Below are 25,451 nucleotides of genomic sequence, written 5' to 3'. Positions count from 1 at the left end.
TCTCAAAAGTCGGATGCCAGGGATATGCCTCAGGATTTTTCAAGGTTGGCCAGGATCGTGCCGTGAACCCGCATGCAAACCCGCATGTCCGCTTCATCGACGCCCTCGAACAACTCCCGGCGCAACTGCGTGGCAATGGTTTCGATTTGTTCGATCAGCGGTAACGCCGGGGCGCACAGCACGATTTTCTTGGCCCGACGGTCTTCGGCCACGGCTTGGCGTTGCACCAGCCCCTGGGTTTCCAGGCTATCGAGCAAGCGGGCCAAGGTCGGGCCTTCGACGGCGACACTCTGGGCCAACTCGCGTTGGGTCGGCGCCTGCTCGAAACGGGCCAGGTGCAGCAGCACCAGCCAGCGCGCCTGGGACAGGCCCAGTCCGGCGAGACGACGATCCAGTTCGGCGCGCCAGCCTCGGGACATTTGCGCCAACTGCATGCCAAAACGGTGTTGATCGGTCAAAGGCATAAAAAACTCATCAAATCTGAAATAGAGAAATACTAATTATTAGTCAGCTAAGCATGAGCTTGAGGTTCAGGCAAGGCTCGCACTGTAGTGAATCGTTAAAGGAATGTAACTGGCTGATCAGACTTCAAATTCCGATTGCAATGCAGCCCTGACGCAATACAAAACTCCTTCTGGGACACGTCCTACAAACAACGCGGCAACTTCCGATACGGGAGGCAACTCGCCCTCCCCATCGAGAAACGCATCCTGAACCTCGCCCATCAATTCTTCAGGCAGATCCAGCGCCTGCTCCAGGGACAGTTGTTGCTCGCCAATGGCCTCGGCCAGCATCGTGTAGACGTTCTTTTCCGAGCATTGCAACTGTCCGGCAATCTGCAGCGGGGTCATGCCGGCTCGAGCCAAGGTGATGAGTTCGTGGCGTACATCGGCCACCGCTGGCGGTGTCTCGGCTTCGCCTCCCAACACCTGGAGGAAGGCCTCGCCATAACGCTCCAGCTTGCGCGCGCCGACACCACTGACCCGGGCCATTTCCGCCAGGGAAGTCGGTTGGCTGCGGAGCATTTCCAGCAAAGTGGAATCGGGAAAGATGACATACGGCGGTACACCGTGTTCCTCGGCCAGCTTGCGACGCAGGGCGCGCAAGGCTTCCCACTGATCGCGCTCTTCGCCGCGCACCAGTTGGCTGGCCTGGCTCTTGCTGCTCTTGACCGCTGTCGCGGGCTTGAGGTCGCGGCGCAGCTCCAGGGTGACCTCACCCTTGAGCAAGGGGCGGCAACTCGGGCTCAGGCGTAAGCCGCCGTAGCCTTCCAGGTCGATGTCCACCAGCCCGCGGGCCACCAGTTGCCGGAACAATGACCGCCATTCGCTTTCGCTGCGGGCCTTGCCCACGCCAAACACTGACAAGTGCTGATGACCGAAGCCACGGACTTTCTCGTTGTCCTTGCCCAGCAGCACATCGACCAGATGCCCCACGCCATAACGCTGGCCCGTGCGATAGATCGTCGAGAGTGCCTGGCGGGCAGGCTCGGTGGCGTCCCAGGTCTCCACTCCATCGACGCAGTTGTCACAGTGCCCGCAAGGCTGGGGCATGTCTTCGTCGAAATAGGCGAGCAGGGTCTGGCGTCGGCAGCGGGTTTCTTCGCACAGTGAAAGCATCGCGTCGAGCTTGTGCTGCTCCAACCGCTTGTGACGTTCATCGCCCTCCGAGTTCTGCAGCATCTGCTTGAGCATCACCACGTCTTGCAGGCCGTAGGCCATCCAGGCATCCGCCGGCAAGCCGTCACGACCGGCACGCCCGGTTTCCTGGTAATAGGCCTCGAGGGACTTGGGCAAGTCAAGATGAGCGACGAAACGCACGTTGGGCTTGTCGATGCCCATGCCGAACGCCACGGTGGCGACCATGATCAAGCCTTCTTCGTTGAGAAAGCGCTTCTGGTGATAGGCCCGCAAGTCATTGGGTAGCCCCGCATGATAGGGCAATGCCGGGAAACCTTGTTCGCTGAGGAACGCCGCCACCTCCTCGACTTTCTTGCGCGACAGGCAATAGACAATGCCCGCGTCGCTGCGCCGCTCCGCGAGGAACGCCAGCAACTGCTTGCGTGGCTGCTCCTTGGGCACGATGCGATAGAAAATATTCGGGCGGTCGAAACTGGAGAGGAATCGCTCGGCGTCTTGTAGATGCAGCCGCTCAATGATTTCTTCACGGGTACGCTTGTCGGCGGTGGCCGTCAGCGCGATCCGCGGTACATCGGGAAACAGCTCCGCCAGTTGTCCCAACTGCAGGTATTCGCGACGGAAATCATGACCCCATTGGGACACGCAGTGAGCTTCGTCGATGGCGAACAGGGCTATTTCCAAGCCCTGTAGAAAAGCCAGCATGCGCGGCTGCACGAGGCGCTCCGGCGCCAGGTACAGCATTTTCACCTCGCCACGCTTGATGCGCGCCGCCAGGTCCCGCTGCTGCTCGGCGCTCAAGGTGGAATTGAGCGATGCGGCGGCGACACCCAGCTCTTCAAGCGTGGCGACCTGGTCATCCATCAAAGCGATCAGCGGCGAAACCACCACCGCCAGACCATTGCGCAGCAGCGCGGGCACCTGGAAACACAAGGACTTGCCACCGCCGGTGGGCATGAGCACCAGGGCATCGCCACCGCTGGCCACGCGCTCAATAATGGCACCCTGGCGGCCACGGAAACTGTCGTAGCCGAAGATGTCCTTGAGAACGCGTTGAGCCTGTTCGAGCATAGAAACTCCAAAATCACCAAAACATCCCTGCAAGGCTGGTTCAGAATCCAAAAGACTGCACCGACAAATCGTAAGTGGGCGTTTCGAACCGGCGGGACGCCGCAGGGCATCACAAAACGCGGCAGTATACCCGAGGGCTTCGTTGCGAAGGGGGTTGCTGACAAGAGGCGCTAGCGGCGAGTGTTGGACCAGGCCCAGACCTGCCACAGATCGCCCTGACATTGAGTCATGCCCGGCCAACGAAGAGGCAAATCCACCACGCGGCTGGCCTGAGCGCTTAAGAAGGCCTAGAATTCCCGCATTGTTTATTCCCCAAGGTAGCCCGTAATGTCCTTCGCTGAGCAACTGACCCGCCTGCAAGTCTTCCTCGACGCCGATGAGCTGCACGAAGAGGCGCTGGATTACGTGGCCGCTCATGGCTATCTGACTGCCCTGTCGATCTGCGCGGAATCGGTGCCCGATCGTGAGTGGATCGACGCCCTGTTCGCCGAAGAACCGCACTACGCCGACGAAGCCCAGCGCGCTGAAATCGAAGCCACGCTGGTGGGCCTCAAGGCCCACATCGCGCGTCAACTGGCTTCCGATGAGGAATTCGAGTTGCCGTGCGAGCTGGACCTGGGCGACGACCCGGACGATTCGGAACTGCGCGGCTGGTGCATCGGTTTCATGGAAGGCGTGTTCCTGCGCGAAGCCGCCTGGTTCGAAACCGCCGAGGAAGAAGTCAGCGAAATGCTGCTGCCGATCATGGTCGGTTCCGGCCTGTTCGACGAGCAACCGGAGTTCGAAGACATTGCCAAGGACGCGAACCTGATGGACGACATGATCGTGCAGATCCCGGAAGCACTGACGGCCCTGTACCTGCTGTGCAACGCACCGGACGAGAAGCCGGCGATTCTCAAGCCTCGCCACCACTGAGTCACCGGGTGCGCGCCCCTATCGGCAAGCGCCCGCTGATCCTGCGTTACGCTCTGCTGGCCGTCGGCTGGCTGAGCGTGGTGCTGGGGGTCATCGGCATCTTCATTCCCGTTCTCCCCACCACCCCCTTCCTCCTCCTGGCCGCTGCCTGTTTCGCTCGCAGTTCGCCGCGCTTCTACCAATGGCTGGTGGAACATCCCCGCCTCGGCCCGTGGATCGGCGACTACCTCAGCGGCAACGGCATCCCGCTCAAGGGCAAGGTCTACGCCATCGGCTTGATGTGGGTAAGCATCCTGCTCTCGTGCTACCTGGTGCCATTGCCGTGGGCGCGGGTCTTCATGCTGACCAGCGCGGTGCTGGTGACGGTTTACATACTCCGGCAAAAAACGCTGCGCCGGCCCTGATGCAGAAGGTCGCGTAGCGTCGCAAAGGTTCTGCACCTTTCGTCGCGAATCGCTGCCGACCTGTCAACCTTGACAGTAGCCAGCGCGCCACGGTCGAGGCTCAATGTCATCATTTCGTCATGCTTCAACCATAGCGTCGCCCCAAGGAGCGTGGTCATGCCCGACATTTCCTTCCCACTCGGTTCCTACGCCAATCAAGTATCGCCTCGCGCCCGCCATGCAGCCAAACGGCTGCCCCCTACCGTGCGTGCCACGTTGCCCTGCCCCAGGTTGGAAGAGGCCTCCCCGCCGGATGTGTTCGACCCTGGCAAAGAGTTCGAAGTCGTTCACGTGCTGATCGAATATCCGCAAATGGCTCGCAACGACATTCTTAGGTGCTATTGGCTTGGGGAAGATTCGTTGGGGTGTACCAGCAGCAAATTGACCGTCTCCGACGTCTTCGAAGGCTGTCCGGTGCGGTTCGCGGTGGGGACAGAATTTGTCATGCCGAACATGGGCCGACGTGTCAGGGTGAGCTATACCTTGTGGCGCGCCGGCACGCGGGAATATGAATACTCATCGGTACTCAACTTGTTGGTGCGTGAACTCATAGCATGACCCGTTCCAGCAGAGCCCTCCCGTGGCTGAATAGACCACACCCGACATTTCGCCGGGTGTTGTCTATTCGGCTCAGCTTAAACCGTGTCCAGCTTCAAACTTCGCCCACCAAGCCTGCGAAAAACGTCACCCCTCCCAGCTCCCTACCGCTCATCCAAAACCTGCCCATACCTGTCGACTCTGACAGTAGCCGGCGCTGTCGGCTGGGAGTTTGATAGCCCATACGTCAATGGGCATTCGCCCGTTCTGCTCTTGGGAAAATCGCCATGGATATCCGATCCCCTGCCTTAAACCAGCTGTTTGAACTATATCCTGTGGTCATTCCGGGTTGGATAAGTCCGGTGAAACCAGCAGGCATCGCAAATGGCGGAGTGCCCAAGAAGCTTTACGAGTCATCGTCCGACGGACTGCTATGCGTGGTTGACCCATGGGCCGAACTCATCGGTCGTTCCTGGACAATGGCCGCGTTTGATCGAGTCGATTTATACGTCAATGACGGGCCGACCCCCGTTGATGGCCATACCGTTCTGCCAGGGCAGGAGCAAGAACGCATCCCATTGCATGTCACTCCTGGGAGATTGAATGAAGGGGTGAACAAACTGCACTATAAAGTCACCCGCGTTGGGAACAACGAAGAGCTCTCTCGACCGCTGAACGTTCTCTATCACCTGCAATCGCCGGGTGACCCATCACTCAGCGCGGATCTAGTCATTCCACTTGACGTTATTAGCGACGGCGTCAGCTTCGATAAGGCGGAGCAAGGGGTGGAGTTCGGATTCACTTATACCAACCGCCGAAACTACGACCATATCGATTTTTTTGTGGGCAACGTGACCGTCCCATTCGACGTGGCGGATGTTCCCCAGCCGGTTGCGCATACGTTGTTCACCGACACGTTCAGGCAGGCGGGGGACAACCCCGCCACGCCGCTGCGATTCACCGTCACCGACCAATTGGGCAATGCCAACGAGTCGAAGACCAGGCGCCTGGATATTCATCTTGAAGTTGCGTTGATCACCCCTACCCTCGACAGCGTAAAAGACCCCGCCGGCCAGGACATTCCCGACGAAGGCAGCACCACCAGCACCGCCTTGACGCTCTCGGGGCAGGCAAGCAAAGGAAAGCAAATCGAGGTATACGACGGTAGTGGGTCCAGCGCCGTTTCCAAGGGGACTGCAACCGCAGATGCAGCAACCGGCCTTTGGACCTTGGCCATCACCGTCCCCGCAGGAAGACGTCGTCTTTATGCCAAATCCCTTTACCACCCCACAAATGTGTACTCGAATGTACGCCACCTTACGGTGACTATGGCCCTGACGATCGATACCAGCCCGGTAAGATTCACCCAACCGGTGCACGTGACCACCGCATCCGAAGCGCATCCGTTCAGGCCGGATTTCTCGGACGTGCAGCGGCAAGCCTCCAATGGGAGTCCTCCGTACAGCTACACCTCCAGCAATCCCAGTGTCGCTTCGGTGAACGCCGCTGATGGCCGAGTCTTTATCGCACGCGCAGGGACCACCGATATCCGCGTCACCGACAGCACCGGAGCCAGCCTTGCCTACACCGTGACCATCAACCAGGCTTGGGTGTGGGTTTTTTCCACGCACCGTATTAGCGGTGATAACGCAGAAAGGTGGCGGCGAAGTGTTTCCGGGGCGATAGCCCCTTCGCCGGGCACTCAGTTCACAGCCCTCGACGCCCGTTATGTGTTCCCCGCTGATTGGCGTTCCGCGGTTTATTACGGTGCCGTCGCCGGGCCAGATCGTTACTATCGATTAACTTGGTACGGTACCTGGGACACGACTAACCAGCTCCCACTCTATCGAGGCGTCGGCTACATCATATCGACGGCCAGTTCTCGAACCGTTGGCGCTTATCAATACATCGCGCTGACCTGGCTGAACAAAGAAGCCCTGCCGAACAGCAAGACACTGGCCCGGCAGTTGGCGACCTCCGGCCAAGTCTTCGACGGCATCGGCCAGTTGGTCGATGAGGCAACGTTGCAAGTGCGTCAGCCCGGCGCCATCGGCGACGATCAAGGCGATTCTCAGATCCCTATTCCTGATGGACATCACCAGGTCGAGGGGGCTACCGCCACACTCGTGACCTGGCGCGAGGGTTCGGTCTATCAATGGAAAGTAATCCTGCAGCAGACGGATGCCGAAACAGTATTTGGCGAGGATCCCGCTCCGGAAGACGACACCCTGACCGTAGCCTCTAATCCCAACGCCATTCTCGCCACCTGGCTCGATGCGTCGGGGACGTATCGGTACCAGGTCATCCTCCAGGACAGCGTGGTGGACGCTTGACCGGCAGGAAACGCTGAACGAGGCCTGACAGGGTTCGTCATGCTTGAGTCCAAAGCGCCAGGCAGCACCCGGCATTTCGCCGGGTGCTGCCCACTTCGTTTCAGCTCAAACCGTGTCCACCTTCAACGAATGATCATTGAGCATTCCGTTGATGATCGTCGCCGTATCAGCCCCGCCAATCATTCCACCCGATCCCGGCGTCACCCCGTAATGGCTGGCAAGATCGATGCCGGCCAGGTCGATGGTCTGGTTCGGCGTGGCGCCCGCGGTGCTGCTGACGTCGATGCTGGTCACGACCGATGCGCCGGTTCCGGTAACGGTGAAGTGCAGGTAGTCGTCCAGGGACGCCGCGCTGCCGTTTTCGCCCAGTAGCAGTTGGGACAGGTCGAGTTTGTCCAGGCCCGGGGTGAAGTCGGTGATGACGTCGTGGCCGCTGTTGCCAGCCTGCCATTGGAAGGTGTCCGCGCCGCTGCCGCCGCTGAGGATGTTATTGCCCAGGCCGCCAATCAAAATGTCGTCGCCGCCCCCGCCGTTGAGCACGTCATGGCCAAGGCCGCCATCGATGCGATTGCCCGAGCCGTCACCCGTGAGGGTGTCGTTGAAATTCGAGCCAACGAGGTTTTCGATGCCGGCCAGGGTGTCGGTCCCGGCCCCGAGGGTGTTTTGCGCGGCCAGCAGGCCGAGGTTCACGGTGACGCCTGCCGTGGCATGGGCATAGCTGGCGGTATCGTTGCCGGTGCCGCCGTCGAGCAGGTCGTTGCCGACGCCGCTGTAGAGCACATCATCCCCTGCCCCACCGTGCATGGCGTTATTGCCAGTGCCCGCGCTGAGAACATCGTCACCACCGCCGGCGTTCAGCACGTTGTCGCCATTGCCGGCCAGCAGCACGTCGTCGCCCGCCGTCCCCGTCAGGGTGTGACCGGCTTGATAGCTGATGCCTACCCCGGCGCTATCGCTGCCACCGTGGTTGTCGCTGGCGGTGTAGGTGCCATGGAAATCCGGCGTGCTGTTTTGAGCGCCCGCGTAGTTGACCGTCAGGGTCAGCTGGTAGTTTTCCGAGCCATTGCCATTGCCAGGATTGGGAATGTTGGTCACATGGATCTGGTAATTGCCAGTCGCCGCCGCCGTGAACGAGGCACCGTCGCTGATCGCGATGAAGGGCCCGCCATTCAAGGAGTACTCCATGGCGATGCGGCCCGCGGCCAGGTTGTGATCCAGTTTGAGGGTTTCGCCCTGCTTCAGGCTGATGTTGAGCCGGTCTTCATCGTTGGCGTTGCTGTTCGACACCGCCCCCAGCGCGCCACTGACCACCAGCACCGCTGTCATGCTCGCGGCATTGGCGACGAAGGCGCTGCGGTTCAGGTTGATCGACTGGACGTTGTTGCCGGCGAAGCTTGCGGTGCCGGTGCTGCCGGTGAAGTCCGCGCCCTTGGCAACCCAGCCTGTGTTGAAACTGGTCGGCGACGCGGTAAGCGGGTCGCCATTGGCGTCGCTGTCGTTGCCCAGCAACAGCTCACCGGGGACTACGATATTGCCCGACAGCACGTTGGTTATGACGTTGTCATCGATCGCCACCGGCGGGCTGTTGGGTTGGACCTTGATGACCAGGTTGGAGCTGGCCAGGTCGCCATCGTTATCACTGAGGGTGTAGCCGATGTTCTCGGTGATCAACGTACCGGTGGTGGTCTGGGAGGTGTAGCTGAACGCCCCGGTGTCGAGGTTCACCACCAGAGTGCCGTCGTGGCCGGTGGCGATGCTGACCGTGTTGGTCGCCGTATTGAAGACCCCATGATTGGTTCCACCGCTGGCAGTCAGTGCTCCCTGGCCACCGTTGGCGTCCGGGTTGTAGCTGTAGGTCGTGCCGTCCACCAGGAGGCTTTTGACAAATCCGCCGTCGGCGCCGAACGAACCGCCCTCCCCGAGCAGGCTGCCGGTGACCGGCACGCCCTGCACGGTACCGGAAAGCACCGAGTTGAGCTGGTTCAGGTCGGTGACCACGACCGCGTTCGTGTCGGTGTGGGTGCTGCCGTCGTGGGCCAGCGGATCGAGATTGATGTTTCTCGCGCCGCTGCCCAGTCCGATGGCGTAGTTCTTGATGCCATTGGCATCGAGAAAGGCTTTCCACGCGACCTCGTCCGCCGAGCCGATTTCGCCCAAGGTCGGCTTGCCGTCTGAAAAGAAGTAGCCAACGTTTTGTGCGCCAACCAGTTTGCCGGAGGTTGCGAACGCAGTCTGGGCCGTGGCCACCGCCGCGTCGTAATTGGTGTCACCGTGCGCTTTCAGCGCGGCGATCAGCGTCTTGGCCGTTGCAACGTCCACCCAGACGGCACTCTGGTCGGTGGCGCTGCCGCTGAAGGTCACCAGTTGGACTTTCACGTCGCCCATGTCGTCGTATTTGTCGAGCAAGGCGCTGACCGCCTGCTTGGCCAGGTCCATTCGCGAAAGCCCCGGGACACCGGAGGCATCTTTCATGCTGCCGGAGACGTCGAGCACGATCAGCAGGTTAGAGTCGATCTCGGTCGCCGTGACCGAACGCTCGGACGCGACAGCCTTGGGTACGTCATCGACGATGCTGACCACCAGGTTGCCGGTGGTGCTGTTGCCCAGGGCGTCAGTAGCCTGATAGGTGAAGTTCTCGGTCAATACGTTCGGGCCATTGTTGGCATTGGGCGACGTTGCCGCCGCAGACGTCAGCGTATAGGTGTAGGAACCATTGGGGTTGAGCGACAATTGGCCGTGGGCGCCGTTGGCATCACCCACCAGGGCGAACGTGACGGCTCCGGTTGCGCCAGTGACCGAGCCTACCAGGGAGCCAGTCGCGGTTTCGCTGGTGGAGCCTGGCTCGCTGCCGGTCGTGGTGCCGGGCGCCAGGTCCTGGCCGTCCTGTTTCAGGTCCAGGGCCTTTTCGTAGACGGTGATGTCATGGTCGGTCTCGGCAACCAGGCAACTGTTGTGCACATCGATGGTGATGGTTGTGGTGCTTTCATCGCCGTCACCGTCGCGCACGGTGTAGGTGAACACATCAGTTGCACCTGGCGCGCCGACGGAGTCCGGATTGCTGTGATAGACCGCATTGCCGTTGGCATCCAGCGTCAGGTAGCCATAAGCGCCATTGATCTGCGTATTGAGGCCGCCGTTGGCGGGGCTTGAGGTGTCGTTGCCAGCGCGCACGCCAACCACCGTGCCACCGTCGGCACCAAGCACGTCGTTGTGCAAAACGTTGCCGCTGACCGTCCCGCCCTCCACCACCGCTGCGGTATCGCAATGCGCCTTGGGCACATCGTCGACAATATTGATGACGATGGTGCTGGTGACGGTGTTGCCGAGTGCATCCGTGGCCTGATAGGTAAAGCTTTCACTCAGTTCATTCGGGCCATCGTTGGCGGCGGGCGTTGTCGTGGCGGGCGACGTCAGGGTGTAGGTGTAGGAACCGTCCGGGTTGAGCAATAGTTGACCGTGGGCGCCGGTGGCATTGCCGACCAGGGCGAACGTGACGGCGCCAACGGCACCGGTCACCGAGTCCAGCAGGCTGCCGCTGGCGGTTTCGCTGGTGGCGTTCGGCAGGCTACCGGTGACGGTGCCGGGAGCCAGGTCCTGGCCGTCCTGGTTCAGGTCGAGCGCACTTTCACGCACGCTGACTTCATCATCCGGTGCGGCGACAAGGCAGCTGTTATGCACGTCGATGGTGATGGTGGTGGTGCTTTCGTCACCGTCGGCGTCGCGCACGGTGTAGGTGAACACGTCGGTGGCACCCGGTGCGCTGACGGCATTCGGATTGCTGTGGTACACAGCGTTGCCATTGGCGTCCAGGGTCAGGTAACCATAGCTGCCGTTGATCTGGGTATTGAGGCCGCCGACGGCCGAGGTCGAGGTATCGCTGCCGGCGCGAACGCCGATCACCGCGCCGCTTGCCGCAGGCCCATCGGCACCGCCCTCATCGTTGTTGAGAACGTTGCCGCTGACCGTCCCGCCCTCATCCACCGAGGCGGAGTCGGCATGAGCGGTAGGCAAGTCATCGACAATGTTCACGTCCAGGTTGCCGGTGGCCGTGGTCCCGTTATCGTCCGTGACCACCACGGTAAATTGCTCGCCCAGGCTGTTGGCGCCGCTGGCGTTGGGATGGGCTTCGTTGTCGAGCAAGGTGTAGCTGTAGCTGACCACGCCCGTGGCGGCGTTGAAGCCGGTCACGGTCAGGGTATTGCCCAGCGCCGTGGTGATCGATTGTGGAAAACCGGCGGCCACGCCACCGCTGACCACGGTGATGCCGCCGACGCTCAGGCTCTGCACGCCGTCCAGCGCGGTCACGGTGAAGGTGCCGTTTTGCGTCAGCGCCGACGTGTCCGGGCTGCTGCCGTCGTCGAGGTTGTTTTCCTGGACCGTGAGCTCGCCGCCATCGGTATCCAGGCCGGTGATGATCACCGGGTCGTCGTTGTTGTGGACTTGCAGCACCAGGTTCGCGGTGCTGGTGTCGCCATCGGCGTCGGTCAGGGTGTAGGTGAAGGTTTCCGTGCCGCTGCCGCCACCATTCAGGCCTTTGAAATCGGTATCGGACGCATTGAGTGTGTAGGTGTAGGACCCATCGGCGTTCAGGACGAGGGTGCCATAGGTGCCGGTGAACGTTCCGGGCGTGATCGGATCGGACGCCACCTGATCGGCACCTTGGGTGTCGTTGGGCAGCACGCTGCCGGTGAGGGTCAGGCTGCTTTCCGACGCGGTGCCGGTGTTGCTGTCGTCCACGGCGTTGGGCACGTCATCGACGATATTCACGTCCAGGTTGCCGGTGGCCGTGGTGCCGTTATCGTCTGTGACCACCACGGTAAATTGCTCGCCAAGGCTGTTGGTGCCGCTGGCGTTGGGATGGGCTTCGTTGTCGAGCAAGGTGTAGCTATAGCTGACCACGCCCGTGGCGGCGTTGAAGCCGGTCACGGTCAGGGTATTGCCCAGCGCCGTGGTGATCGATTGTGGAAAACCGGCGGCCACGCCACCGCTGACCACGGTGATGCCGCCAACGCTCAGGCTCTGCACGCCGTCCAGCGCGGTCACGGTGAAGGTGCCGTTTTGCGTCAGCGCCGACGTGTCCGGGCTGCTGCCGTCGTCGAGGTTGTTTTCCTGCACCGTGAGCTCGCCGCCATCGGTATCCAGGCCGGTGATGATCACCGGGTCGTCGTTGTTGTGGACTTGCAGCACCAGGTTCGCGGTGCTGGTGTCGCCATCGGCGTCGGTCAGGGTGTAGGTGAAGGTTTCCGTGCCGCTGCCGCCGCCGTGTAACGCGACAAACTGCGGATCGCTGGTGTTCAGCGTGTAGGTGTAGGTGCCATTGGGATTGAGAACCAAAGTACCGTAGGTGCCGGTAAATGTGCCGCCAATGATCGGCCCGCTGTCAGGGCCGGTGGGAATGCGGTCCGCACCTTGGTGATCGTTGGGCAAAACGTTGCCGGTCAGGCTCACGAGGGTTTCCGACGCGGTACTGGCGTGGCTGTCGTCGATCGCCTGGGGCACGTCGTCGGTGATGTTGACGTCCAGGCTCCCGTTCGCGATATCACCGTCGGTGTCGATTGCCACCACCGGGAATTGCTCGCTGATGGTGTTGGCACCACCGCCCGCCGGATGCGCTTCGTTGTCGGTCAAGGTGTAGCTGTAGGTGACGACGCCAGTGGCGGGGTCGTATCCGGTAATCGTCAGCGTGTTGCCCAGGGCCGAAGTGATGGACTGCGGGAAACCTGCGGGCACGCCACCGGTGATGACGCTGATGCCGCCGATGCTCAAGCTGCTCAGGCCGTCGGGAGCCGAGATGGTAAAGGTGCCATTTTGCACCAATGCACCAGCATTACTGGCGGTGCCGTCGGCGAGGTTGGCCTCGTTGGCGGTCAATTCGCCACCGTCCACGGTCAGGCCATCGAGGGTGATGGGGTTGTCTGGGGTTTCAGGAATGACCGGCGCAACGGCTGCGTCGTCGCCATCCGGGTCAGCCGCCACCTCCAGCAGCGGAAATTCAGGTATGCCATTGAAGCCTGCGGTGGGGAAGCCGATCAGTGGATCGACCTGTCCACCGACTTCTTCCAGCAACACAAAACTGTGCCCGCCGCCCACTGCGCCGGGGTTGCCGCCCTCGGCCCCGGCGGCCGTGGCCTCGCCAGTCTGGGTCGGGTCGGCGCCGGCCGCGATGGCTTGCTGCAGCTTCTGCACATCGGTCAGTTGGGCCTCGCTGGGCGTCGGCGTTTGCGGCGTGTCCACCCGCGGCGCCTGCTGATCGGCGAGCAATTGTGGGGTCAAGGTCAAGTCGCTGCCGCGACCCAGGGTCAGCTCATGGCCGTTCTGCAACTGCACCGCGACAGCGCCTTCGGCCCCGGTGACCAGGTGCTCGCCGGCATACAGCCGGTCACCTTCGACCAGAGGACGCCGCAGCCCGCCGACGTCCTGTGCGAAAACCTGCCCTACCACCTTGCTGACGGTACCGATGAGCGCTGCCATGTGCATTCCCTCCGCTGCCAACCACAGTCGGCACCTGTCTGGGTGAAGATCGGTGCTGGGTAGCCGCCAGAATTTGGAAAATCTGCCAGCTTTCGAGACCGTACGAGGGACAGTCAAATTGCCATAACGACAAAAAAACGTCACTCAAAACTGTCTCACTTTTGAACCCTTCAGCACCTCTTCACATCGTTTCAAAAATTATGTGGAACTTTTTATTGACGCCTACAAACCGACGCAACCCTTATTCGGCGAGGCTTTCGCTTTGAACAATGTGCTGGATTTTTCCAAGCTCATAAGTTTTTTTTGGAATAACTGTTATGAGAAATTCTTCTTAGGTTTTTCCTAGGATGTTCTTAGCTGTGTTGTTACAAGGTTGAAACGGTTTTGATCTTTTAAACGTCAATATTCTGGCGACAACGAAGTACAACAGACCTCAGGAGAAGCACCCCATGCGCGTTCTTACCCCCCTCTGCAGCGCGGTTCTACTGGCCATGGCCTGCTCCTCTCAGGTTCAGGCGATGTCCCTGACCGAGGCGATCCAGAGCACCATCGCGACTCACCCGGAACTGGCGCAACGGGTAGACAGCCGTCTGTCGGCCAACGAGGACGTCAAGGTCGCCAGAGGAGGCTTCTTTCCGTCGGTGGATTTGAACGCCGGTTATGGCCGTGGCTACAGCGACAACACCAATACCCGGGCACTGGGCAACCATCACACCAACATCCTGACCTACACCCAGTCGGAACTGCGCCTGCGGCAGATGATCTTCGACGGTTTTAATACCGCCAATGAAGTGGAACGTACCCAGGGCGTGGTCAATTCCCGGGCCTATTACGCCCAGGGCACCGCGCAGGATCTGGCGCTGCGGACCATCGAGGTCTACCTGGAAGTGCTCAAGCGTCGCGAACTGGTGACCTTGGCCAAGAACAACCTGCAAGCGCACCTGCGCGTCAATGACCAGATCGGCCTGCGCACCGAGCGCGGCGTGGGCAGTACCGCCGACTCCGATCAGTCCAATGCACGTCGGGCCCTGGCGGAAAACAACTACGACACCGCCCAGGTCGACCTGGCGGACGCGGAAGCAAATTTCTACAGCGTGGTCGGGCGCATGCCCGATGAGCTGGAAACCCCACCGTCCACCAAAGGCGAGATCCCCGTGGACCTGCGCGAAGCCCAGCAAAGCATGGTGGATAACAACCCGTACCTGAAATCGGCCCAGGCCGACATCCAGTCCGCCGAAAGCCAATACGAGGTGGCGAAATCACCGTTCTATCCGCGCTTCGACGCCGAAGCAGCCGTGGGCGCCAACAACAACCTGGGCGGCGAGGAAGGCCACGACAACAACTGGCGGCTGGGCGTGGTGATGAACTACAACCTGTTCCGCGGCGGCAGCGACAAGGCGCGGCTGGCATCCAACGCCCACCAGATCAACCAGGCGATGGACATCCGCAACAACGCACTGCGCCAGCTCAACGAAGACACCCGCCTGGCCTGGAACGCAATGCTCAACGCCCGCAAACAGACCCCGACCGCCCGGGAATACGCCGACACCACTTCTCGTGTACGCGCGGCTTATCAAGATCAGTTCGGCCTCGGCCAACGCACACTGCTTGACCTGCTCGACAGTGAAAACGAGCTGTATAACGCCAACCGCCGTTACACCGAGGTGCGCTACACCGAGGAATACTCGATGTACCGGGTGTTGGCGAACATGGGCCTGCTGCTGCAGAAACAACGGATCGTGCTGCCGGCCGATGCGGTCGCGCAGACCGAAGTCAAGAACCAGGCACGGCTGCCGGAACTGAAGTAATCCAGTGGGAGTGATCAGCATGACCCGCATGGAACCGGCAATTCCCGGCACCGACCCGCGCTTGAACTTCGATGATCCCTTGCTGGACGGCTTGTTGATCCTCTGCAAACTCCATGGCGCGACCGTCAGCCGCGCCAGCCTCAGCGCCGGGCTTCCTATGGCGCACCAACGTCTGAGCCTGGACCTGCTGCCTCGCGCAGCGGCCCGGGCCAGTTTGCAGGCGCGGCTGTTGCGCCGCGAGCTGGGGGATATATCGGCGCTGAATTTGCCGGTGATGCTGATCCTCGCCGGGGGCCGCTGCGCGATATTGCGGCGCTGGGGCGAGGACGGTCGCGCGCTGATCCTGCCCAGCGAGGCCGATGGCGGTGAACAATGGGTCAGCCGCGAGGAACTGACCACCGATTACAGCGGCCAGGCGCTCTTCGCCCGGCCGCGCCATGAGCTTGAAGACCTGCGCGCGCCCCTGGTGCCACGGGTCGAAGCGTGGTTTCGCGACACCTTGAAACTGTCCCGCTGGCTGTACAGCGACGCAATCCTGGCCAGTTTCCTGATCAATCTGCTGGGCTTGATGGTGCCACTGTTCGTCATGCAGACCTACGACCGCGTGGTGCCGAACCAGGCCACCTCCACGTTGTGGGTGCTGGCCGTCGGGCTGTTGATCGGCACCGGTTTCGAGCTCGTGTTGCGGGTGGTGCGTGCTCATCTGCTGGACACCGCCGGCAAGAAAACCGACGTGATTCTTTCCGCCACCCTGTTCGAGCGCATCACCGGCATGGCCATGAAAGCCAAGCCGGTGACCATCGGCGGATTCGCCCAAAGCATCCATGACTTCCAAGGGCTGCGGGAGTTTCTTACCGCCGTGACCCTTACCAGCCTGATCGACCTACCCTTCGCCCTGCTGATGCTGGTGGTGATTGGGCTGCTGGGCGGTTGGCTGGTGGTGATTCCGGTGGTGGCGTTTCCCATCACCGTGGTATTCGCGATGATCATCCAGGCGCGCCTGCGCGACACCGTGCAAAAAAGCCTGGCCCTGGGCGCCCAGCGCCAAGCCCTGCTGATCGAAACCCTCGGCGGCCTGGAAACCCTCAAGGCCTGCAGCGCCGAAAGCGAACGCCAGCACCAGTGGGAAAGCACCCACGGCGCCCTCACCCGCCTCGACAGCCATGCGCGCAATCTTTCGGCCCTGGCGACCAACGGCACGTTGTTCCTGCAACAACTGGCGGGCATGGCGACCATCGTCGCCGGGGTCTACAGCATCATCGCCGGCAACCTCAGCGTCGGCGCACTGGTGGCGACTTACATGCTCGGCAGCCGCGTGCTGGCTCCGCTCGGGCAGATCGCCGGGTTGATCACCCGCTACCAGCAAGCGCAGCTCACCATGCGCAGCACCGATGCCCTGATGGCCTTGCCCCAGGAGCGCGACGCCAAGCAGCGCCCGCTGGACCGAACCCAATTGCAAGGTGCCCTGGACATCAGCGGCATCACCTTCCATTACAACGGCCAGGACGCTCCGGCGCTGGCCGATGTCAGCTTCAGCCTCAAGCCCGGCGAACGGGTCGGGATCATCGGTCGCAGCGGCTCGGGCAAAAGCACCCTGGCGCGGCTGGTGATGGGGTTTTATGCGCCGGAGCAAGGCCAGTTGCTGCTGGACGGCCTGGACTTGCGGCAACTGGACGTTGCCGACTTGCGTCAGCAGATCGGCTATGTCGCCCATGACTTGCCGCTGCTGGCCGGCAGCCTGCGGGACAACCTCACCCTCGGCGCGCGCTACATCAGCGACGGGCGCATGCTGGAAGTGGCGGAACTGACCGGCGTTACCGAATTGGCCCGTCAACATCCCCAAGGCTTCGACCGCCCGGTGGGAGAACGCGGGCAACTGCTGTCCGGCGGCCAACGCCAGGCCGTGCTACTGGCCCGGGCCTTGTTGCTCGACCCGCCGATCCTGCTGCTGGACGAACCCACCAGCGCCATGGACAACAGCAGCGAAGACACTCTGCGCCAGAAGCTTCATACCCATGTGCAAGGCAAGACCGTGCTGCTGGTCACCCACCGTACCTCGATGTTGAGCCTGGTTGACCGGTTGGTGGTGCTGGATAACGGGCGGATCGTGGCGGACGGACCGAAGGACGCGGTGATCGATGCGCTGCGCAAAGGGCGGGTGGGCTCTGCTGCGGTTTAGCTGCCAACAAATACCTTTGTGGCGAGGGGATTTATCCCCGCTGGGCCGCGAAGCGGCCCCAAGACAGTCAACTCAATCTGTCTGGTACACCGAGGTGTCAGGGTTTAGGGCTGCTTCGCAGCCCAGCGGGGATAAATCCCCTCGCCACAAAAGCAGCACTCAGTAAATCTCATATAGCCAACGGGTACCGCCCATGTCTGCTCAAACATCCGATTCAGCCGCCCGAAGCTACTTCGGCAGCTTCAGCAAAAGCGCTGAAAGCGAGTTCATGCCGGAAACCGCCGGCGCCACGCTGCAGGACTCGCCCCGTCGCTCGCGGGTCACTGTCTGGCTGGCGGCCGGGCTGATTGTCACTGGGCTGGTCTGGGCGAAACTGGCGGTCCTGGAGGAAGTCACCACCGGCGAAGGCAAGGCGATTCCATCGAGCAAGATCCAGGTGATCCAGAACCTGGAGGGCGGCATCGTCACCGAGATTTTCGTGCGCGAAGGCCAGATGGTGAACAAGGGCGACACCTTGCTGCGCCTGGATGACACGCGGTTCCTGTCGAACAAGGGCGAGAGCGAGGCCGACCGTTATGCGTTGATGGCCCAGGTCGAACGCTTGTCGGCGGAGGCCGAAGGACGGCGATTGCAGTTATCCAGCGAAGTGACCGGCAAGGCGCCACAAGTGGCCGAGGACGAGCGTGCGCTCCATGAGCAGCGCCAGCGTCGCCTGGCCAGCGAGCAACGGACCTTGACCGAACAATTGCGGCAGAAAACCCAGGAACTGGCGGAGTTTCGCTCCAAGCAAGGCCAATTCAGCTCGGCACTGGCGTTGCTGCAAGAAGAGATGAACATGTCGGCACCGTTGGTGCGTACCGGGGCGGTGTCGCCGGTGGAGATTCTGCGGCTCAAGCGCAGCGCGGTGGAAATCCGCGGCTCGCTCAACGCCACCACCCTGGCGATCCCTCGGGCCGAGTCGGCCATCAATGAGATTAAGAGCAAGATCGACGAGTCGGAACAGACCTTCCGCTCCGACGCGGCCAAGGAGCTCAACGAGAAACGCACGGAACTGTCGAAAATCACCGCCTCCAGCATCGCCATCGATGACCGCGTGACCCGCACCACCGTAGTCTCGCCGGTGCATGGGGTAATCAAGCAAATGAAGGTCAACACCATCGGCGGCGTGGTCCAGCCGGGCAGCGACATGATCGAAGTCGTGCCCCTGGAAGACAACCTGCTGATCGAAGCCAAGGTCCGCCCACAGGACGTCGCCTTCCTGCACCCAGGCCAGAAAGCCATGGTCAAGTTCAGCGCCTACGACTACACGATCTATGGTGGGCTGAGCGCCAAGCTCGAACTGATCGGCGCCGATACCATCACCGACGACAAGGGCAACAGTTTCTACCTGATCCAGGTACGCACCGATAAGAACCACCTGGGTGGGGATGCGAAACCGTTGCTGATCATTCCGGGGATGGTGGCGACAGTGGACATCATCACCGGGGAGAAAAGTGTGTTGGACTACCTGCTCAAGCCGGTGTTGAAGGCGCGGACCGAGGCGATGCGCGAGCGGTAATCCGAATCTACGCCGATCTCGTGGCGAGGGAGCTTGCTCCCGCTGGGCTGCGCAGCAGCCCCAAGACCATTCACCTCGTTGTGTCAGGCAGACCGCGCCAGCAGGTTTTACGACGGCTGCGCCCGAGGCGTCGGACCGGCCGAGCGGGAGCAAGCTCCCTCGCCACAGGGGTCTCTATACCCCTCCATGGTTCTTCTGGTAAGTCTCCTCCCCCATCGCCGCAATCTGCCCCTCGATCAACGCCTCGAACGGCCGCAACAACGGCTCGAAACTCACCGGTGTCTCAAGCGTCTGCAACGCCTGGGCGATCGCCTCCACCGTCGACAACGCCCCTGGCCCTGGCGCCTTGCGCAAGCGATAGCGGGACACGCCGCCGTCGGCCAAGGTCACCCTTGGCAGTGCCGCCAGCAGCGGGTTGAGGTGCAGTAACTTGCGGGCCTTGCGCCAGGTGCCGTCAGGAACGACCAACAGCAGCGGCTCATCGCAGGGGGTGTAGGCTTGCAGCGGCTGCGCATCGTCGGCGGGAAACAACAACCGCGCCCGGTAACCCGGTTGATCGAGCAGCCGTGACAGATCCTCGAACACCTCGCCCACGATCAATTCGGCATTGTTGAGCCCCAACGCCGCCAGCCGTGCGGTGTTCAAGGCATGGTTCACCTCGCTGGGATGCTGTAACAGCAACACGCGGGTGCGGCTGTCGAGGCTGGGGATCAAAGGGCACAGGCAATGGCTTTGCGGCCTGAGGCAACGTGGGCAGTGGATTCTGGACATGGTCAGGCCTGGTTCAGTTGAGCTTTGAGCAGATCACGGAAGGTCTGGATCAGCGGCTCGCGGCTGCGGCCACGGCGAACGATCATCGAGAACGGCGCCTGATAACCAAACGTCGCCGGCAGCAGCACGCGTAAATCGCCCTTGTCGACCCAGGCCTGAGCGTAATGCTCGGGCAGATAACCGATGTAGGCGCCCGACAGTACCAGGATCAACTGTGCCTCCATGCTTTCCACTGTCGCCGCGCTGTGCTTGAAGCCATGGCGGGCCAGCTCGGCCTGGCTCCAGTAACCGCGCCCGACCATGCGCTGCTGGGTGATGAGTTGCTCCGGGATACGTCGTTCGCCGAACAACGGGTGGCGACTGCTGCAATACAACCAGTGCTGCTCGCGGTACAGCGGCATGTAGACCAGCCCACTCATGCGCGTGGAAAACGCGCCGATGGCCAGGTCCAGGCGGTTGTCCTGGACGCCGAGTTGCAATTCGTAAGGGCTCAGGACCGACAGGTGCAGATGCACCGCCGGGTGTTCCTGACTGTACGCGCCGATGGCTTCGGCGAACGGCAAGGCTTTGTCGCTCACCGTGGAATCGATCACCCCCAGGTTCAGGGTGCCGCGCAACTCGCCCTTGAGGGCCGCAGCATATTGCTCGAAGCCTTCGAGTTCGCCGAGCAGGCGCAAGGTTTCCTGATGGAACAACTCGCCCTTGCTGGTCAGGCTGAACCCACCCCGCCCGCGATGACAGAGCACCAGGCCCAGGGCCGATTCGAGTTGGCTCATGTAGGTACTGATGGCGGATGTGGAGAGGTTGAGCTCGTGCTGCGCGTTGGCAAACCCCTGGTGCCGGACCACGCTGACGAAGATGCGCAGCAGTTTCAGGTCGGGTAGAGCGTTGGCCATGGGGGTATCTCCATACAAGCAGGTCAATGCACATTTGTGGCGAGGGGATTTATCCCCGCTGGGCTGCGAAGCGGCCCCAAGACAGTCAACTCAATCCGCCTGATACACCGGGATATCAGGGTTTAGGGCCGCTTCGCGCCCCAGCGGGGATAAATCCCCTCGCCACAGGGGGCGTCATTTGCCCCAGGATTGCGCCGCTGCGGAGTCTATCGCCCCGCCCGCCATTAGTTTAGAAAAATCTGAACTAAGTATTTGCCGCCAGCGATTCTTCACGGCACAGGCTTTTCGCAGAATCGGCCCCTGATAAATAAAACAAACGATGAGGCCCTACCCGTGGACAAGATTCTTCACCAACCACTGGGCGGCAACGAAATGCCGCGCTTCGGCGGCATCGCCACCATGATGCGACTTCCCCACGTGCCCACCGCCGCCGGCCTGGACGCTGCCTTTGTCGGCGTGCCGCTGGACATCGGCACGTCCCTGCGCGCCGGCACCCGTTTCGGGCCGCGCGAAATCCGCGCCGAATCCGTGATGATCCGCCCCTACAACATGGCCACTGGTGCCGCGCCGTTCGACTCCTTGTCGGTGGCGGACATTGGCGACGTGGCGATCAATACCTTCAACCTGCTCGATGCCGTGCGAATCATTGAGGAGTCGTACCACAAGATCCTCGAACACAACGTCATCCCCCTGACCCTGGGCGGTGACCACACCATTACCCTGCCGATTTTGCGGGCGATCCACAAAAAACACGGCAAGGTCGGCCTCGTGCACATCGACGCCCACGCCGACGTGAACGACCACATGTTCGGCGAGAAAATCGCCCACGGCACCACCTTCCGCCGCGCCGTGGAAGAAGGCCTGCTCGATTGCGACCGCGTGGTGCAAATCGGGCTGCGCGCCCAGGGCTATACCGCCGAGGATTTCAACTGGAGTCGCAACCAGGGCTTTCGCGTGGTCCAGGCCGAAGAGTGCTGGCACAAATCCCTGGCGCCGTTGATGGCTGAAGTGCGCGAGAAAGTCGGCGGCGGCCCGGTGTACCTGAGCTTCGACATCGACGGCATCGACCCGGCCTGGGCGCCAGGCACCGGCACCCCGGAAATCGGCGGCCTGACCACCATCCAGGCAATCGAAATCGTCCGCGGCTGCCAGGGCCTCGACCTGGTCGGTTGCGATCTGGTAGAAGTTTCGCCGCCGTACGACACCACCGGCAATACCTCGCTGCTGGGCGCCAACCTGCTGTACGAGATGCTCTGCGTACTGCCCGGCGTGGTTCATCGCTGAGGCGCGGCCATGAACGATCGAGATCAAGTCCTCGAAGCCGCCGCCGATCTGGTGTCGGCCTTCGCCCGCAACGATCGCGAGGCTTACTTCGGCGCGTTCAGCACCGATGCGAGCTTCGTGTTCTACACCCTCGAACAGCCGCTGCTGTCGCGCGATGCCTACCAGGCGTTGTGGGATCGCTGGCGGTCCGAGGATGGCTTCGAGGTGCTGAGCTGCACCTCGAGCAACGCCTTCGTCAGCCTGCAAGGGAACGTGGCGATTTTCATCCATGACGTGGCCACCGAGCTGCGCATGCAAGGGGAGCTTCACTTTAGCCAGGAGCGCGAAACCATCGTGTTTCGCCAAGAACAACAAGGCCTATGGCTGGCCTGTCATGAACATTTGTCCGCAATGCCGGAAGGGCTGCCACCCCCTTAGCCAAGCAGGCGACGTTCACGCACGATGAACGCGCCTTGATGATCGGAGCAGATCATGAATAACAATAACGATAAAAGCCTTACGCAGATTGAAACCAACGGGGTCGAGCAGATCCCGGACCATGAACGAACCGCCGGCCCGGGTGATCTGTTTCGACTGATCTTCGGCGGCGCCAATACCTTTGCCACCGCCGTGTTCGGCAGTTTCCCGGTGTTGTTCGGCCTTTCGTTCCAGGCCGGGGTCTGGGCGATCGTGCTGGGGGTGTTGGTCGGTTCGATCATCCTCGCGCCGATGGGCCTGTTCGGCCCGCTCAACGGCACCAACAACGCGGTTTCGTCCGGCGCGCATTTCGGTGTTCACGGCCGGATCGTCGGCTCGTTCCTGTCGCTGCTGACCGCTATCGCGTTCTTCTCCCTGTCGGTATGGAGTTCGGGGGACGCGCTGATCGGCGGCGCCAAGCGGCTGGTCGGTGTGCCGGAAACCGACTTGAGTCTGGGCCTGGCCTACGGCCTGTTCGCCCTGCTGGTGCTGACGGTGTGCATCTACGGCTTCCGCTTCATGCTGTGGGTCAATCGCATCGCCGTGTGGGCCGCGAGCCTGTTGTTCCTGCTGGGCATCTTCGCCTTCGCGCCGAGTTTCGACAGCCAGTTCGCCGGCACGGTCGCCCTCGGCCAAACAGGCTTCTATGCCGCCTTCATCGGCGCGGCACTGGTGGCCATGAGCAACCCGATTTCTTTCGGCGCCTTCCTGGGTGACTGGTCGCGCTACATTCCGCGAAATACCCCCAAGCGACACATCATGCTGGCGGTGATTGCCGCTCAGTTGGCAACGCTGATCCCGTTCCTGTTCGGCCTCGCCACCGCCACCATCGTGGCGACCAAGGCGCCGGACTACATCGCGGCAAACAACTACGTGGGCGGGCTGCTGGCGGTTTCGCCGGGATGGTTCTTCCTGCCGGTGTGCCTGATAGCGGTGATCGGTGGCATGTCCACCGGCACCACATCGCTGTATGGCACGGGATTGGACATGTCCAGCGTATTCCCACGGGTGCTGTCGCGGGTCAAGGCGACGCTGCTGATCGGCGTCATGTCGATTGCCTTCATCTTCATCGGCCGCTTCGCGGCAAACCTTGTGCAGAGCGTCTCGACCTTCGCCGTGCTGATCATCACCTGCACCACGCCGTGGATGGTGATCATGATCATCGGCCTGTTGGTGCGCCGCGGCTTCTACTGCCCGGATGACCTGCAAGTGTTCACCCGAGGCGAGATCGGCGGACGCTACTGGTTCAGCCACGGCTGGAACTGGCGCGGTCTGGGAGCGTGGATTCCCAGCGCATTGGTCGGGCTGTGCTTCGTCAACTTGCCGGGACAGTTCGTCGGGCCGCTGGGTGAATTGGCCGGCGGGATCGACATCAGCCTGCCGGTGACCCTGGGGCTGGCCTCGGTGGTGTACCTGGCATTGCTGGGGCTGTTTCCGGAACCGGCGGCGGTGTATGGGCCGGGGGGGGTGGCGAGGGGATTTATCCCCGCTGGGCTGCGAAGCGGCCCTAATACCAGGCGCCTCGGTGTGCCAGACAGATTGAGTTGACTGTGTTTGGGGCTGCTTCGCAGCCCAGCGGGGATAAATCCCCTCGCCACAAAGGCATCAATCACCCGACTTCACTATAAAAAAGACAATCGGAGACACGCCATCATGGCCCTGGATTTAATCGTCGTTCTCATCTATGCCACCGGCATGATCGCCCTCGGCTGGTACGGCATGCGCCGCGCCAAGACCCGTGACGACTACCTCGTCGCCGGACGCAACCTCGGCCCGGGCTTCTACCTGGGCACCATGGCCGCCACCGTGCTCGGCGGCGCATCGACCATCGGCACCGTGCGCCTGGGCTATGTCCATGGCATTTCCGGATTCTGGCTGTGCGGCGCCATCGGCCTGGGCATCGTCGGGCTGAGCCTGTTTCTCGCCAAGCCGTTGCTCAAGCTCAAGATCTATACCGTGACCCAAGTGCTAGAGCGCCGTTACAACCCGGCCGCACGCCATGCCAGCGCATTGATCATGCTGGTCTACGCGCTGATGATCGGCGCCACCTCGACCATCGCCATCGGCACGGTCATGCAGGTGCTGTTCGGCCTGCCCTTCTGGGTTTCGATCCTGGTGGGCGGCGGCGTGGTGGTGCTGTATTCAACCATTGGCGGGATGTGGTCGCTGACCCTGACCGACATCGTGCAATTCCTGATCATGACCATCGGCCTGGTGTTCCTGCTGATGCCCCTGTCCATCAGTGACGCCGGTGGCTGGGACGCGATGGTGGCGGCCTTGCCGGCGCGCTATTTCGATTTCACCGCCATTGGCTGGGACACCATCATCACGTACTTCCTGATCTACTTCTTTGGCATCTTCATCGGCCAGGACATCTGGCAACGGGTGTTCACCGCCCGCAGCGAAGGCGTGGCAAAAGTCGCCGGCACCGCCGCCGGCCTGTACTGCGTGCTGTACGGCCTGGCCGGTGCGCTGATCGGCATGGCCGCCAAGGTGCTGTTGCCGGACCTGGAAAACGTCAACAACGCCTTTGCCAGCGTGGTGCAACACAGCTTGCCCAACGGGATACGCGGTCTGGTAATCGCCGCAGCCCTCGCGGCGCTGATGTCCACTGCGGCGGCGGGTCTGTTGGCGGCCTCCACCACCGTGGTCCAGGACCTGCTGCCGCGTCTGCGCCAGGGTCGTGAAAGCGGCAACGGCGACGTCCATGAAAATCGCATCGCAACCCTGCTGCTGGGCGCCGTGGTCCTGGCGATCGCCCTGGTGGTGAGCGACGTGATCAGCGCCCTGACCCTGGCCTACAACCTGCTGGTGGGCGGCATGCTGGTCCCGCTGATAGGCGCCATCTACTGGAAACGCGCTACCACGGCCGGCGCGATTACCAGCATGTCGCTGGGCTTCGTGACCGCGCTGTTCTTCATGGTCAAGGATGGCCTGGACGCGAATACGCCGATCTATTACAGCCTGAGCGTGGCATTGGTGAGTTTCGTGGTGGTCAGCCTGCTGTCGCCACGATCGAATGTGGTGCCAAAGGCGGCTTGATCGTCAACTCTCGGCAAGAAGAGATTCCTGTAGGACGGAGCTTGCTCGCG

The 25,451-nt window shown here is 61.9% G+C and carries 16 protein-coding genes; 11 read left to right on the top strand and 5 right to left on the bottom strand.

What is annotated here, in order from left to right; translation table 11 throughout:
* Positions 1-29: 29 nt before the first annotated feature.
* The gene (locus DOCECA_RS04065; RefSeq protein ID WP_003199001.1) at positions 30-464 is read right to left on the bottom strand and encodes a MarR family transcriptional regulator; all 435 of its coding nucleotides are present in this window, start codon (positions 462-464) and stop codon (positions 30-32) included.
* A gap of 117 nt (positions 465-581) precedes the next feature.
* The gene (recQ, locus tag DOCECA_RS04060; RefSeq protein WP_434650288.1) at positions 582-2,708 is read right to left on the bottom strand and encodes a DNA helicase RecQ; all 2,127 of its coding nucleotides are present in this window, start codon (positions 2,706-2,708) and stop codon (positions 582-584) included.
* 327 nt (positions 2,709-3,035) lie between these two features.
* On the opposite strand from recQ, the gene DOCECA_RS04055 reads away from it, so the two are divergent.
* From DOCECA_RS04055 to DOCECA_RS04040, 4 genes are all read left to right on the top strand, one after another.
* Positions 3,036-3,623 carry a UPF0149 family protein gene (locus DOCECA_RS04055; protein ID WP_420767418.1) on the top strand — a complete coding sequence of 196 codons (588 nt, stop codon included), beginning with the start codon at positions 3,036-3,038 and terminating at the stop codon, positions 3,621-3,623.
* 8 nt (positions 3,624-3,631) lie between these two features.
* A complete protein-coding gene (locus tag DOCECA_RS04050) occupies positions 3,632-4,027 on the top strand; it encodes a YbaN family protein (protein WP_434562943.1) in 396 nt (131 codons plus the stop codon).
* A gap of 156 nt (positions 4,028-4,183) precedes the next feature.
* A complete protein-coding gene (locus DOCECA_RS04045; protein WP_445571484.1) occupies positions 4,184-4,624 on the top strand; it encodes a hypothetical protein in 441 nt (146 codons plus the stop codon).
* A gap of 266 nt (positions 4,625-4,890) precedes the next feature.
* On the top strand, positions 4,891-6,936 hold the full coding sequence (locus tag DOCECA_RS04040) for a hypothetical protein (RefSeq protein WP_445571483.1): 2,046 nt from the start codon (positions 4,891-4,893) through the stop codon (positions 6,934-6,936).
* 105 nt (positions 6,937-7,041) lie between these two features.
* Here DOCECA_RS04040 and DOCECA_RS04035 read toward each other — a convergent pair whose 3' ends face one another.
* Positions 7,042-13,407: a retention module-containing protein gene (locus DOCECA_RS04035; RefSeq protein ID WP_445571482.1), complete on the bottom strand. Its 6,366-nt coding sequence runs from the start codon at positions 13,405-13,407 to the stop codon at positions 7,042-7,044.
* A 449-nt stretch (positions 13,408-13,856) separates the two neighbouring features.
* Here DOCECA_RS04035 and DOCECA_RS04030 point away from each other — a divergent pair, with 449 nt between their 5' ends.
* From DOCECA_RS04030 to DOCECA_RS04020, 3 genes are all read left to right on the top strand, one after another.
* Positions 13,857-15,215 carry a TolC family outer membrane protein gene (locus tag DOCECA_RS04030; RefSeq protein WP_420767423.1) on the top strand — a complete coding sequence of 453 codons (1,359 nt, stop codon included), beginning with the start codon at positions 13,857-13,859 and terminating at the stop codon, positions 15,213-15,215.
* Positions 15,216-15,234: 19 nt separating this feature from the next.
* Positions 15,235-17,394, top strand: coding sequence for a type I secretion system permease/ATPase (locus DOCECA_RS04025; protein ID WP_434610212.1), 2,160 nt, complete (start codon positions 15,235-15,237; stop codon positions 17,392-17,394).
* Positions 17,395-17,587: 193 nt separating this feature from the next.
* The gene (locus DOCECA_RS04020; protein WP_445571481.1) at positions 17,588-18,952 is read left to right on the top strand and encodes an HlyD family type I secretion periplasmic adaptor subunit; all 1,365 of its coding nucleotides are present in this window, start codon (positions 17,588-17,590) and stop codon (positions 18,950-18,952) included.
* A 174-nt stretch (positions 18,953-19,126) separates the two neighbouring features.
* Here DOCECA_RS04020 and DOCECA_RS04015 read toward each other — a convergent pair whose 3' ends face one another.
* Positions 19,127-19,723 carry a tRNA-uridine aminocarboxypropyltransferase gene (locus tag DOCECA_RS04015; protein ID WP_434562937.1) on the bottom strand — a complete coding sequence of 199 codons (597 nt, stop codon included), beginning with the start codon at positions 19,721-19,723 and terminating at the stop codon, positions 19,127-19,129.
* 2 nt (positions 19,724-19,725) lie between these two features.
* Positions 19,726-20,619 (bottom strand): LysR family transcriptional regulator, encoded by an 894-nt coding sequence (locus DOCECA_RS04010; protein ID WP_420767427.1) that lies wholly within the window; start codon positions 20,617-20,619, stop codon positions 19,726-19,728.
* Positions 20,620-20,952: 333 nt separating this feature from the next.
* Here DOCECA_RS04010 and speB point away from each other — a divergent pair, with 333 nt between their 5' ends.
* From speB to DOCECA_RS03990, 4 genes are all read left to right on the top strand, one after another.
* On the top strand, positions 20,953-21,903 hold the full coding sequence (speB, locus tag DOCECA_RS04005) for an agmatinase (RefSeq protein WP_420767428.1): 951 nt from the start codon (positions 20,953-20,955) through the stop codon (positions 21,901-21,903).
* Positions 21,904-21,912: 9 nt separating this feature from the next.
* On the top strand, positions 21,913-22,320 hold the full coding sequence (locus DOCECA_RS04000) for a YybH family protein (RefSeq protein WP_434562935.1): 408 nt from the start codon (positions 21,913-21,915) through the stop codon (positions 22,318-22,320).
* A gap of 51 nt (positions 22,321-22,371) precedes the next feature.
* A complete protein-coding gene (locus DOCECA_RS03995; protein ID WP_445572144.1) occupies positions 22,372-23,907 on the top strand; it encodes a purine-cytosine permease family protein in 1,536 nt (511 codons plus the stop codon).
* A gap of 105 nt (positions 23,908-24,012) precedes the next feature.
* Positions 24,013-25,401 carry a sodium:solute symporter gene (locus DOCECA_RS03990; RefSeq protein ID WP_434650275.1) on the top strand — a complete coding sequence of 463 codons (1,389 nt, stop codon included), beginning with the start codon at positions 24,013-24,015 and terminating at the stop codon, positions 25,399-25,401.
* Positions 25,402-25,451: the final 50 nt, after the last annotated feature.

The sequence above is a fragment of the Pseudomonas sp. E102 genome (assembly GCF_052660185.1).
This window is presented reverse-complemented; position numbering and strand designations above follow the sequence as displayed.